A 13,568-nucleotide genomic window follows, 5' to 3' on the forward strand; every position below is an offset into this window, starting at 1 on the left:
CCGTCGCGGCTCCCCCTTGGAGCGGGCTGACCCCCGCTCCATTCTTTGTTCGTGGAAAGGACACCGATGACGTTGCGCGCGCTTTGCCTGTTCGTTGCCGCCCTGGCGGCGACGCCGGCTTGCGCGCGCGCCGAAGAGCCCGTGCCGCTGCCGATCGCGGCTCCGGCGTCGGCCGGATTCTCCGCGCAAAGATTGGAAAGCCTGCATCGGTTCATGGGCGAAGCGACGGACGCCGGCGGTTATCTCGGCGGCGTCACCCTGATCGTCCGCGACGGCCGCATCGTCGATTGGCGCGCCTACGGCCAACGCGATCTCGCGCGCAAAGAACCGATGGCGAAGGATTCGATCTTCCGCATCTACTCGATGACCAAAACGGTGGCTTCGGTCGCCGTATTGACGCTGGTGGAGCAGGGCAAGATCGCGCTCGAAGATCCGGTTTCGCGCTATCTGCCGGAGCTGTCGAAGATGCAGGTGCTGGCGGGCGGCAGCGCCGATGCGCCGAAACTGAGGCCGGCGGCGGGACCGATCACGATCCGCCAACTGCTCACCCACACCGCCGGTTTTCCGGCAGGCTTGAAAGGCGACGAAGCCGCGGTAAAGCTGCAGGAGCGCATCGATCCGCACGCCGCGGCCGATCTGCGCGGTTTCGTCGAAAGGCTGAGCCGCACGCCTTTGGCCGCCGATCCGGGCAAGCGTTTCGGCTACGACGGCGCTTCGATCGAAGTGCTGGCGCGACTGGTCGAGGTCGTCGTCGGCGAAAGTTTCGAAAACTATTTGCAACGACGCATCTTCGATCCGCTGAAGATGCGCGACACCGGTTTCGACATCCCGGTCGAGCGACGCGGCCGCATCGCCGACCTGACCCGGATGGGCGACGACGGCCGCCTGGCCATCGATCCCAGCCGCAGCGCGCAGTACCCCGGCGAGCGCTTGAACGCCTACGCCAGCGGCGCCGGCGGCCTGTATTCCACCGCCGGCGACTACGCCCGCTTTTGCCAGATGCTGCTCAACGGCGGCGAGCTCGACGGCGCATCGATCCTCGGCCGCAAAACCGTCGAATTGATGATGCAGAACCACCTGACCATGCTCGACAAACCGGTGACCCAATTCAGCGACGCCGAAGGCTTCGGCCTGGGCGGCTATGTGGTGATCGACGTCGCCAAGCGCGGACAGCCGGGTTCGCTCGGCCAGTTCGGCTGGTCGGGCGCGGCGTCGACTTCGTACACGATCGACCCGAAAGAGAAGATGGTCGCGATCCTGATGCTGCAGCATTTGCCGCGCGAAGACGGCCGCAAGGACTTGCCGCGCATCGCGCGCAATTTCTACGGTCTGGTCTATCAGGCGCTGACGCCATGATCGCCGCGGGGCGTTCGGGCGTGCTGGTGGCCGGTTCGGCCAATCTGGATTTCGTGGTCCGCGCCAGCCACGTTCCCGCGCCGGGCGAAACCGTGCTGGGCCGCGATTTCGCCACTTTTCCCGGCGGCAAAGGCGCGAACCAGGCGGTGGCTTGCGCCCGCGCCGGCGGCGCGCCGACGCGGATGCTGCTCGCGTTGGGCGAAGATCCGTATGCGGCCGTGCTGGAGGATTCCTTGCGCGCGGCGGACGTGCGCTTGCACATCGTCCGTTCCCGCGACCGCGCCACCGGCACCGCCTTCATCTGCCTGTCCGACGATGCCGAGAACGCGATCACCGTCGCGCCGGGCGCGAACGAGGCCTTGCGGCCGGAGCATCTGCCCGATCTCGCCGGCGATGGATATCTGTTGCTGCAGCTGGAAACGCCGCTGGATGCCGTCGAAGCCTATGCGCGCGCCGCGCGCGCCGCCGGCTTGCGCGTGGCCTTGAATGCGGCGCCGGCGCGTCCGTTGCCGGCATCGCTGCTCGCGTTGCTGGATGTGCTGATCGTCAACGAAGGCGAGCTTTCCCTGCTGGCCGGCGGCCGCGGCAGCGTCGCCGCTTGCCTGGCCGCGATCGACGTGCCCTGCGTGGTGGTGACGATGGGCGCGCGCGGCTGTTGCGCGCGCGCCGACGGGCGGATCCTGCTGCAGGCCGCGTTCGCCGTCGACGCCGTCGACACCACCGCCGCGGGCGACACCTTTTGCGGCACACTGATCGCCGCGCTGGGCCGGGGCGATCCGCTGGCCCGGGCCCTGCGCGAGGCCGGCGCCGCGTCCGCGCTCGCCTGCACCCGGCTCGGCGCGCAATCGAGCATTCCGACCCGCGCCGAAGTCCGCGCCTTGCTTGCGAGCGATGCGGAGCGGGGCGGTGGCGCGCTCGACGAACTGGCCGTCCACTGCGGCTGGACGCCGCGCGGATCCTTCCAGAACACGATGCGAATCACATGACATCCCACGACGACCACGATCCTTCCGCCGCTCCCGACGCCGCGCGCAAGCCGGTGAAGACCGAATTCAAGTTCTCGCACGTCACCACCGGCCGCTACCTGCCGACGCCAGGCAAAGCGCCGGGCTGGCCGTTCGCCGAGATCGGCCATTGGAAGATCGACGTCAACAACAGCGCCGACGATTGGATTTCCGAACTGATCGACTGGCGCCGCGAGCATCTCACCCGCATCGGTTACGACGACGCCAACTACCGCCGGCCGGAACTGCAATGGGCGCAGCGCAATTTCGTGCACGCGCAGATGATGGTCGAGGACCGGTACTTCTACGACCCGGTCGCGGGCGAGTACACCGTCGACCGCTACCTCGACGACCTGGAAGCGCGCTTCGGCGGCATCGACAGCGTGCTGATCTGGTTCGTCTATCCGAACATCGGCATCGACGACCGCAACAAAACCGACCTGGCCCGCGACCTGCCCGGCGGCATCGCGGGGCTGCGCGGCGCGGTGGACGACTTCCATCGCCGCGGCGTGAAGGTGTTCCTGCCGACCATGCCTTGGGACAACGGCACCCGCGAACCGGAAAAGAACGACTGGCTGACGATGGCCGAACTGGTCGCGGCGGTCGGCGCCGACGGTGTCAACGGCGACACCTACAACGGCGTGCCGCGCGCGTTTTTCGACGCTTGCGATGCGGCCGGCCGTCCGGTCGTGCTGCAGCCCGAATCCACCATCAGCGCCGAAGAAGCGCTGATCTGGAACGTGCAGAGCTGGGGCAAGAAAGTACCGGCGGACGTGGTTCCGTCCGTGGCCAAGTTCAAGTGGCTGGAACCGCGCCACATGATCAACTACGAGAACCGCTGGGGCCGCGACCGCACGAACGACCTGCAATACATCTTCTTCAACGGAGTCGGCTACAACGCCTGGGAAAACATCTGGGGCATCTGGAACCAGCTGACGCCGCGCGATGCCGAAGCTCTGCGCCGGATAGCCGCGATCGAGCGCCGATTCCCCGACGCGATGGTCAGTCCGGACTGGCGGCCTTACGCGGCGGCTTTGCAACGCGACGTGTTCGCCAGCCGCTTCCCCGCCGACGGCTATACGCTGTGGACGTTGGTCAATCGCAACGAATATGAAGTCGCCGGCGAGCAGATCGCGGTGGCGCATCGCGACGGCACGCGCTATTTCGACGCTTGGAGCGGCACCGTCCTGCAGCCGCGCTTGGAAGACGGGCAGGCGATCTTCGAATTCGCGATCGAGGCGCGCGGCTTCGGCGCGGTGCTGGCGCTGGCGCCGGGCAAATCGGTCGACGGCCTGGTCGAGTTCCTGGCCGCGATGCATGAACGCGCCAAGACGCCGCTGCAGGCGTTTTCGAACGTGTGGCGGTCCATTCCGCAGCATCAGATCGAAATCGCGCCGACGGCCGCCGCATCCGCCGCGCCGGAAGGCATGGTCGCGATACCCGCGGGAGATTTCGACTTCGTCGTCGGCGGCATCGAGATCGAGGGCCAAACCTGGGACGGCGTGGACGTGCAATATCCCTGGGAAAGCAGCGCGCGCCGCGGCCACCGCCGACGGATGCGGATGCGGCCGTACTACATCGATCGCTACCCGGTGACCAATGCGCAGTTCCGCGCCTTCCTGGACGCTACCGGTTACGCGCCGCGCGATCCGCACAACTTCCTGCGCGATTGGCGCGACGGCGCGCCGCGCCCCGGATGGAGCGACAAGCCGGTGACTTGGGTGTCGATCGAAGACGCCCGGGCTTACGCGCAGTGGGCCGGCAAGCGCCTGCCGCACGAATGGGAATGGCAGTACGCGGCGCAAGGCGGCGATGGCCGGCTTTATCCTTGGGGCGACGATTGGCGCGCCGATGCTGTGCCGGCGGTCAACCGCGGTCGCACGTTGCTGCCGCCGGACGACGTGGACGCGCATCCCGCCGGCGCCAGTCCGTTCGGCGTGATGGATATGGTCGGCAACGTCTGGCAGTGGACCGACGAATACGCCGACGAACACACCCGCGCGGCGATCCTGCGCGGCGGCAGCAGCTACCAGCCGCAGACTTCGCATTGGTATTTCCCGCAAGCCTACCGGCTCGATCAGCACGGCAAATACCTGCTGATGGCGCCGAGCAAGGACCGCTCAGGCTGCGTCGGCTTCCGCTGCGTGGTGGATGCGGATTGAGCCCAGCCTCTTCGACCGCTTCTGCTGTTCCCCCCTTTGAAAAAGGGGGGCAGGGGGGATTTGCTTTTGCTTTTGCTCCTACGAAGGTCAAAAGCAAATCCCCCTTTATCCCCCTTTTTCAAAGGGGGAAACGGCTGGCTTGGATCGTCGCCTGCTGCATCGTCCTGCTAGCGGCTTGCAATAGAGAACCGCCGCGCAAAGTCGTCCTCATCGGCGGCGCGAAAAGCGAAAAAGGCGCCGGCCTGCACGACTATCCGAACGGCATTCGCGCGCTGGAAGCGATCCTGGAATCGTCCCCGGACGCGCGCGGCAAGCTGGAAGTCGCCGCGTATCCCGAGGGCTGGCCGGCGGACCTGAAAGCGCTGGATGGCGCGGCGACGATCGTTTGGTACTTCGACGGCCTGGACAAGCATCCGCTGCGCGATGCCGCGCGGCGCGCGGCGTTCGAAGCGGCGATGCGCCGCGGCGCCGGCCTGGTCGCGTTGCACCAGGCTTCGACCGTGCCGCCGGACGACGCTCTCGGTTTGCCGCGCTGGCTCGGCGCGGCGCGCTACGGCATGTTCGACCGGACGACGCAGTGGGCCGAACTCGTGCCCGCGACGGCCAGCCAGCCTCTCGTGCGCGGCATCGATGCTTTCGCCTACCGCGATGAGTTCTATCCCACGTTCCGCCCCGCGGCGGGCGGCGGGAAATTCGTTCCGATCCTGAAAGCCGCGCTGAATCCGCAATACCGCGATGGGCATTATCTGGTCGAGGACCGTGCGGAAGCCGCGAACGTCGCTTGGGCTTTCGAGCGCGACGGCGGCGGCCGCTCTTTCGTCTACAGCGGCGCGCATTATCTGCGCACGCTGGACCAGCCAGATGCCAGGAAGATGCTGCTGAACGCCATCTTCTGGACCGCGGGTTTGGATGTGCCGGAAAACGGCGTGCGTTCGGCCGCGCCGAACGAGGCTGCCGCGCTGCTCGGCGACAAGGGTAGCACTGCAGAACGCGAAGCGACGCGAAGCGCGGAGCCCAGGCGCGCGACTTTCCACATCGATTCCGGGCGAAGCGGCTGGCGCTCGAACGAAACGGCGCTGACGCCGGAGAAAGTCGCCGGCGATGCGTTCGGCCTGGTTTGGGAATCCCCTCAGCTCGACGCCGCGGACGGCCAAGCGCCGCGCTTGTACGCGTCGCCCTTGTACGTCGACCGTATCGCGATGACGAAAGGCCAGCACCGCGGCGCCGAATTCGCGGTGGTGTTCGCAGCCAGCAGCAACGGCTATGTCTACGCGATCAACGCCAGGCGCAGCGGCGACGTCGCGCCCGGGCGCATCCTGTGGCGCACGCGCCTGGCCGCGCCCTGCCATCTGCAGCCGGCGCCGCTGGACGGCGTGCCGACAGGCATCCTCAGCACGCCGATCGTCGACATCGCGCAAGGCCGTCTTTACGTCGCGCATTGCGATCCGCAGAAGCGTTGGCAGGCCTATGCGTTGGATATCGCCAGCGGCGATGTGTTGCCCGGTTGGCCGGTGCGCCTGGACGAGGAAACCTTCAACGCCGTCAACGCGAACGCCGGCCCACAGCGCGTGCCGCCGAAGCGGCGTTTCGATTTCCGCGTGCAGCGCGGCGCGTTAAACTTGAGTCCGGACGGTTCGCAGCTGTACGTAGTGTTCGGCGAAACCGAAACCGGTTGGATCGCGGCTGTCGATACCCGTCGAGCCCGAGTGAGCAGCGCCTTCGCCGCCGTGGCGATGCCGCATCGCGGCAGCGGCGGCATCTGGGGCGCGGGCGGGCCGGCGGTGGATGCGCAGGGCAGCGTTTACGTGGTCACCGGCAGCGGTTTCGACGGCTATCAGGATTCGTTGCACGACTGGACACAGTCGGTGCTGAAGCTGTCCCAGCCCGGACCGAAAAGTTTCGTGCTGCAAGGCACCTATACGCCGTTCAACTACTGCCGCACGGCCAAGATGGACATCGACTTGGGCGCCGGCGGCGCATTATTGCTGCCGGATGCGAAAGCGGACGCCGCGCCTCGGTTGATGGCCGTCGGCGGCAAGCAGGGCAACGTCTATCTGCTCGATCGCGACAAGCTGCCGGGCCGGCTCGATCGGCGTCCGCCGTGCGGAGACGACGCTTCCCAGGACGGATCGCTGCTGGCGCCGCAACCGCAGCCGCAGTTCGGCACGCGCGGGCCTTTGAACGTATTCGGCCCTTATTCGGACCAGGACGCGGCGCTGGATCTGGCGCGCGCGCGTTCCGTGCCGGCGGCGTTCCGCGACGCGGCCGGCGAGGATTTCCTGTTCGTCACCGGCAATGCCAAGCGCGCGCAAGGATCGTCGGTCAGCGTGCCGCCTTCGCTCGCGCGCATCGCGGTGGTGAGGAAGAACGGCGGTGCGCCGTACTTGCGTGTCGACAAGATCCAGAAAACCTTGATCCTCGGCAATCCCGGATCGCCCGTGGTCACCAGCGACGGGCCGCGCAACGCCATCGTCTGGATATTGGACGAAAACGCCAGCCGTTCGGCGTTGCTGAGCGGCGCCGATGCGCCGCGGCCGGTGCTGTACGCGCTGGATGCGTCGACGTTGGATATCCTGTGGCGCAGCGCGCCCGGCGAACTGTTCACCAGCGGCAAATACAACGAACCCGCGTTCGGCGGCGGCTTGGTTTTCGTCGGCACCGACCGCATCCAAGCTTTCGGCCTCGGCGGCCGCAAGTTCGCGGGCCGGGCCGAAACGGCGCCGGCAGCGAAGCGGCAGGCGGATCCGGCGTTGGCCGGCCTGGACGGCGAAGCGATCTATGGGCAGCGCTGCGCGATCTGCCATGATCATCCGCAGGGCAATATCCCCCCGCGCAGCCTGATCGCGAGCCGTTCGCGCGAGCGCATCGTCGAAGCGCTGAGCCAGGGCGCGATGCGCGCGCAGGCGCAGGGCTTGAGCGCGGAACAGATCGAAGACGTAGCGCGGTACCTGAAGAAATGAACGAAGCCAAAGTCGAATTGCGGGGCTTATTGGGCGAAGCGCTGGACGCGAACCGGCGCGGTCGCCTGTCGCATTTCATCGTCGATGAGCGCAGTCCTGCGATCGAAGTGTTCTCGCCGGAACGCCGGCGCATCAATATCGAAGGCGATTGGTACGGCGAACACGCCGGCAAGTGGTTGTACGCCGCCGCCAAAGCCGCCGCGCGCAGCGGCGACGCCGCGCTCGCGGCGCACGTGCGCGAAGTCGCGGACTATCTGGTTTCGGTTCAAGAGGAAGACGGCTACCTGGGCACTTATGCGCCGGAACGCCGTTTCATGCGCAAACAGCCGCCCAAGCCCGGCACTTGGGACGGAGCGCCCAGCGTTCGCACTTGGGATATTTGGACGCACAGCTATCTGATCTTGGGTCTGCTGGAGACCTACCGTCACTTCCCCGCGCCGCAATATCTGGAAGCGGCGCGCAAGATCGGCGATTTGTGCTGGCGCGCGTTGACCGACGGCGGCATCGACATCAACGAACTGGGCAACCATCATGGCCTGTCGGCGACGGTGCTGATGGACCCGGCGACAGAGCTGTATTTCGTCACCGGCGACAAGCGTTATCTGGATTTGGCCTTGCTGGTGCTGGAGCAAGCCGAACGCAATCCGGCGTTGGCGCTGTTGAGCCGCGCCTTGGCCGGCGACGACGCGTCCGAGATCGCGACCGGGAAGGCCTATCAGCTGGCTTGGAACCTGGTCGGTCTCGCGAAGCTGCACCGGGCCACGGGCTATCCCGATCTGCGCCGCTCCGTCGAAAACCTTTGGCGCAGCATTCGCGAAAACCATCTCACCCTCGGCGGAGGGCCTTGGGGCGGAGTGGGGCACCGCTCGCGCGAAGTGTTTAATCCCGCCGGCGTGTTCAGTCCGTACGGCTATGTCGAAACCTGTTCGACCTTGGCCTGGATCCAGTTGAACCGCGAATTGCTGCGGATATCCGGCGATGCGCGCTACGCCGAGGAAATCGAGCGTTCGGCCTACAACGATCTGCTCGGCGCGCAGGCGCCGAACGGCGAGGATTGGTGCTACTACTCCTTCGCCAACGGCAAGCGCGTGCACACCACGTATTGGCGCTGCTGCAAATCCAGCGGCGCGATGGCGTTGGAGGAATTGCCGGCGGTCGCTTACACGGCGGAGGAGGGCGCGATTTCCGTCAATGTTTTCGGGCCCGGTTCCGCCGAATTCGAATGGCCTGGTGCGGGGCGGATCGCGATCGAACAGGAAACGGCTTATCCGTACGAAGGCGGCATTGCGATCCGGATCGCCGCGGAACGAGCGGCGCGGTTCGCGTTGAAGATCCGGATACCTTCGTGGGCCGATGGAGCGTCGTTGCGGATCGACGGACGAGCGTTGGACGTTCCGATCGAGCCCGGGCGGTACGCCGTCGTGGAACGCGAGTGGAAAACGGGCGACGAAATCGTGGCCAGTTTTCCGATGCGCCCGCGCACGCACCGCGCGGCGAACCGCAACGTGCAGGAATCGCGCGCGCCGGACGGCAGTCCGGTGCGGCAGGAAGTGCTGCACTTCGACTATCTGGCGATCACGCGCGGCCCGCTGGTGTTCGCCACCGGTTTGATCGACGGCTTTAAGATCGAGGAAACGTTGCGCCTGTCGCCGGAAGCGGAATCGGATTGGTTGCGGGAAGCGCCGCTCGGGGACGACGGCGTTCCGCGCATCCAATTGCGTCCGGGCTATCGTCCGCTCCTCGTTTTCGCGCCTTATTTCAGCGCGGGCGGCCGCAACGACGGCGCCTGGCGCCTGACCTGGATGCCGCTGGCGCCGGGCGAGGCGGCGCCGACCGCGCTCACCCAATAATTTGTGGCGCCAGAACATATGAATGCGGCCTGTTTCTTTGCGGCGCCTTCGCCCAGAGTTCAAGCTATGTCCGCGGGGGAATCCGCAGAAAACGCGACTTATGGATCCGATACCGCCCCATAACGGCGCCGCCTCCCGGCCCGCGCCCGCCGGCCCGCTCAGCGGCGTGCGGGTGCTGGACCTGAGCGCGTACATCGCCGGCCCTTACGGCTGCACGCTCCTCGCCGATCAGGGCGCGGAGGTGATCAAGATCGAACCGCCGGGCGGCGACAACCTGCGCCAATACCCGTCCACGCTGCCCAGCGAAAGCCGCGCCTTCCTCGGCGTGAATCGCAGCAAGCGCGGCGTAGTGCTCGACCTGAAGAAACCCGAAGACCACGCCGTGCTGCTGCGCTTGGTGCGCGACGCCGACGTGCTGGTGCACAACTTCAGGCCCAGCGTGCCCAAGCGCCTGGGCATCGATCACGAACGCCTCAATCTGATCAATCCGCGCCTGATCTATTGCGCGGTGACCGGTTACGGCGAAACCGGACCGATGAAGGACAAGGCCGGCTACGACCAGGTGCTGCAGACCATGACCGGCATGTGCGCGCTGCAGGGCAAGCGCGACGGTGCGCCGGAAATCGTCTACGGATCGGTCGTCGATTACTACGCGGCGGCGTTGCTCGCGGCCGGCGTCTCGTCGGCGCTGTACGAACGCGAGCGCAGCGGCCTGGGCCAGTTCGTGGGCGTTTCCCTGCTGCGCAGCGCGTTGACCATGCAATCGGCGCGGATGATCTGGGCCGAAGGCGAAGCGCTGGACATCGGCCGCGACATGCGTTCGGGCGGCGTCACCGGCATCCATCCGGCGCGCGAAGGCTACATCTACATCTCCGCCAACACCGCGCATTTCTGGAAAGCCCTGTGCGAGAAGACCGGGTTGGACGCGTTGGCCGAGGATCCGCGCTACGACACGGTGCGCAAGCGCGCCGAGCGTGCGGCGGACATCGTGCCGAAACTGCACGAAGCCCTGGCCGCGCACAGCGCGGCGGAATGGGAAACCCTGTTCGGCGACGAGGTGCCGTGCGCGGCGGCGCGGCGGATCGAAGACATGTTCGACCATCCGCAGGTGCAAGCCGAAGGCATGATCGGCACGCTCGAGCATCCGCTGGTCGGCCGCTACCGCGGCGTGATCCATCCGATCAAGTTCGGGCGCACGCCGGGCCCCGAGCCGTTCGCGGCGCCCGCGCTCGGCCAGCACACCGACGCGGTGCTCGCCGCGGCGGGAACCGCGCCTGCGCATCCGCACGGCGCGGGCAAAATCCGTAACGGCGGGTGAACGCGGCGCGCGGCGACTTGCGCGATAATCGAAGCATTCCCCCGATGGACTCCGCATGAGCATGGACTCCGCTACTCCGATCTTGCCCGCGTCGGCTTCGAAGCTCGCGCAACTGCGCGAAATGTCTGTGGTGGTGGCCGATACCGGCGATTACGAAGCCGTCGAACGGCTGCGTCCGGTCGACTGCACCACCAATCCGACCATCGTGCGCAAAGCGCTGGATCTGCCCGTTTACGCGGACCTGATCGAAGCGCAATTGCGCTGGGGCAAGGCGCAGTCGGGCGACCCCGCGCGCATCGCCGCGGCGGTGGCCGACCATCTGACCATCGGCGTGGGCCGGCGCCTGCTCGGTTTGATCCCCGGACGCGTGTCCACCGAAGTCGACGCCGATTTGTCGTACGACACCGAAGCGACCGTCGCCAAGGCGCGCGAGTTCATGGCGATGTACGAAGCGGTCGGCATCGGCCGCGAACGCGTGCTGATCAAGATCGCCGCCACCTGGGAAGGCATCCGCGCCGCCGAACGGCTGCAGCGCGAAGGCATCGACTGCAATCTCACCTTGATCTTCAACAAGACCCAGGCGCTGGCCTGCGCCGAGGCGGGCGTATTTCTGGTGTCGCCGTTCGTCGGCCGCATCCTGGATTGGTACGTCGCGCACGGACAGGCGCCGGCCTCGATCGACGCCGATCCCGGCGTGGTTTTCGTGCGCGGCGTGTACGACGCGTTCAAGCGGCGCGGCGCGGCGACGGTGGTGATGGGTGCCTCGTTCCGTTCGACCGCGCAGATCGAGGCGCTGGCCGGCTGCGACCGGCTGACGATTTCGCCCGACTTGCTGGACAAGCTCGAAGCCGAGACCGGCACCGTCTTGCGCAAGCTGACCCCGTCCAAGGACGCCGTGCAGAGCGCCGACGCGCCCATCGACGAGGCGCGTTTCCGCCAGGATTTGGCCAAAGACGCGATGGCGACGGACAAGTTGCGCGACGGCATCGAAATCTTCGCCAAGGACCTGGCCGCGTTGCGCGAAGGGATCGCCGCGCGCTTGCGCTGATCGGCCGTCGCTTCTGCTCGTGTAGAGCGGAGCTTGCTCCGCTGCCCTTGCTCCAAATAAAGCAGCGGAGCAAGCTCCGCTCTACACAAACCAGGGCCCTCTCGGTCCTATGAACGGGGCGGTTATTCCTGTCCGGCAAGGCTGCTAAAGTGGCCGGCCATGGACACCATCGCCCCCATTATCGCCGACGCCGACGAACGCATCGTCGCCGCCCTGACCGCCAAAGGCCGCCTCAAGGACGCCGATCTGGCGCGCGCCCGGCGCCTGCAGGAAGAGGCGGGCGGCAGCCTGCTAGGGCTGCTGGCGCGGCTGGGTTTGGTTTCCGAACGCGACCATGCGGCGACCGCGGCCGAGGTGCTGGACCTGCCGCTGGTCAACGCCAAGGACGCGCCGGAACTGCCGCCGGAAGGCATCGCGTTGTCGGCCAAATTCCTGAAGCAATTCCATATCTGCCCGCTGGCCCAAACCGATACCGAGATCGGCCTGCTGATGGCCGACCCGCAGGACGCCTACGCGCTCGACGCGGTGCGCCTGGCGACCCAGCGCGAGGTGAAGGTCGCGGTGGCGCTGCGTTCGGAGATCGACGATCTGATCGAACGCTGGTACGGCCAGGGCCGCAGCGCGATGGGCGCGATCGTGGAGACCGCGGAAGGCGAGAGCGGCGATCTGGACGACGTCGAACACCTGCGCGATCTGGCTTCCGAAGCGCCGGTGATCCGGCTGGTGAACCTGATCATCCAGCGCGCGGTCGAGATGCGCGCCTCGGACATCCATATCGAGCCGTTCGAGAACCGGCTGAAGGTGCGCTACCGCATCGACGGCGTGCTGGAGGAGGGCGAGAGCCCGCCTTCGAACCTCACCGCGGCGGTGATCAGCCGCATCAAGATCATGGCCAAGCTCAACATCGCCGAGCGCCGCCTGCCGCAGGACGGCCGCATCATGCTGCGCGTGCAGGGCAAGGAGCTGGACCTGCGCGTCAGCACGGTGCCGACCGCGCACGGCGAGAGCGTGGTGATGCGCTTGCTGGATCGCGAGACGGTGGTGTTCGATTTCCATAAGCTGGGCTTCACCGACCAATTCTTGCCGCAATTCCAGAAAGTGCTGGATCAGCCGCACGGCATCCTGCTGGTCACCGGTCCGACCGGTTCGGGCAAGACCACCACGCTGTACACGGCGCTGTCCAAGCTCAATACGGCGGACGTGAAGATCATCACCGTAGAGGATCCGGTCGAATACCAGATCGAAGGCATCAACCAGATCCAGGCCAAGCCGCAGATCGGCCTGGACTTCGCCAACGCGCTGCGCAGCATCGTCCGCCAAGACCCGGACATCATCATGATCGGCGAAATGCGCGACCTGGAAACCGCGCGCATCGCGATCCAGTCCGCGCTCACCGGCCACCTGGTGCTGAGCACGCTGCACACCAACAACGCAGCCGGCGGCATCACCCGCATGCTCGACATGGGCGTCGAGGACTATCTGCTGACGTCCACCGTGAACGGCATCCTCGCGCAGCGCCTGGTGCGCAGGCTGGAACCGACCCATGCGGAACGCTATCCGGCTTCGCCCGAGGAGATCGAGAAATTCGGCCTGCGCCGCTACCAGCCGCAGGGCGAGATTTACCTGTACCGCCCGCGCGGTTCGGCGATCGCGCCGACCGGTTACCTGGGTCGCACCACGATCATGGAATTCCTGGTGATGAACGACGAGCTGCGCCGCGCGGTGATGCGCCACGCGGGCATGGGCGAGATCGAGCAGCTGGCCCGCCAGAACGGCATGCGCACGATGTACGAGGACGGCATCGTCAAAGCGCTGGCGGGCACGACCACGATTGAAGAAGTGCTGCGCGTTACCGAGGACGCCTGACCGG

Annotated in this window: 8 protein-coding genes; all 8 read left to right on the forward strand. The window is 66.8% G+C overall.

Translation table 11 applies throughout. The features are described from left to right. Positions 1-66: 66 nt before the first annotated feature. The 8 genes from FCE95_RS13125 (at position 67) to gspE (ending at position 13,564) form a co-directional block, all read left to right on the forward strand. A complete protein-coding gene (locus FCE95_RS13125) occupies positions 67-1,356 on the forward strand; it encodes a serine hydrolase domain-containing protein (protein ID WP_137267453.1) in 1,290 nt (429 codons plus the stop codon). Further along, positions 1,353-2,342, forward strand: coding sequence for a ribokinase (locus tag FCE95_RS13130; RefSeq protein ID WP_137267454.1), 990 nt, complete (start codon positions 1,353-1,355; stop codon positions 2,340-2,342). Before FCE95_RS13125 ends, FCE95_RS13130 begins: the two co-directional genes overlap by 4 nt. Further along, entirely contained in the window at positions 2,339-4,522 is a 2,184-nt protein-coding gene (locus tag FCE95_RS13135; RefSeq protein ID WP_137267455.1) for a formylglycine-generating enzyme family protein, read from the forward strand. Before FCE95_RS13130 ends, FCE95_RS13135 begins: the two co-directional genes overlap by 4 nt. Beyond that, the gene (locus FCE95_RS13140; protein WP_189644748.1) at positions 4,519-7,482 is read left to right on the forward strand and encodes a ThuA domain-containing protein; all 2,964 of its coding nucleotides are present in this window, start codon (positions 4,519-4,521) and stop codon (positions 7,480-7,482) included. Before FCE95_RS13135 ends, FCE95_RS13140 begins: the two co-directional genes overlap by 4 nt. Then, positions 7,479-9,332 carry a glycoside hydrolase family 127 protein gene (locus FCE95_RS13145; protein ID WP_137267457.1) on the forward strand — a complete coding sequence of 618 codons (1,854 nt, stop codon included), beginning with the start codon at positions 7,479-7,481 and terminating at the stop codon, positions 9,330-9,332. Before FCE95_RS13140 ends, FCE95_RS13145 begins: the two co-directional genes overlap by 4 nt. A gap of 100 nt (positions 9,333-9,432) precedes the next feature. Then, on the forward strand, positions 9,433-10,650 hold the full coding sequence (locus FCE95_RS13150; RefSeq protein ID WP_137267458.1) for a CaiB/BaiF CoA transferase family protein: 1,218 nt from the start codon (positions 9,433-9,435) through the stop codon (positions 10,648-10,650). Positions 10,651-10,732: 82 nt separating this feature from the next. Further along, a complete protein-coding gene (tal, locus tag FCE95_RS13155) occupies positions 10,733-11,698 on the forward strand; it encodes a transaldolase (RefSeq protein ID WP_189644769.1) in 966 nt (321 codons plus the stop codon). A gap of 159 nt (positions 11,699-11,857) precedes the next feature. Then, on the forward strand, positions 11,858-13,564 hold the full coding sequence (gene gspE / locus FCE95_RS13160) for a type II secretion system ATPase GspE (RefSeq protein ID WP_137267459.1): 1,707 nt from the start codon (positions 11,858-11,860) through the stop codon (positions 13,562-13,564). Positions 13,565-13,568 lie beyond the last annotated feature (4 nt).

Origin of the sequence: Luteimonas gilva (assembly GCF_005239095.1) — a bacterium.
Taxonomy (GTDB): Bacteria; Pseudomonadota; Gammaproteobacteria; order Xanthomonadales; family Xanthomonadaceae; genus Luteimonas_C; species Luteimonas_C gilva.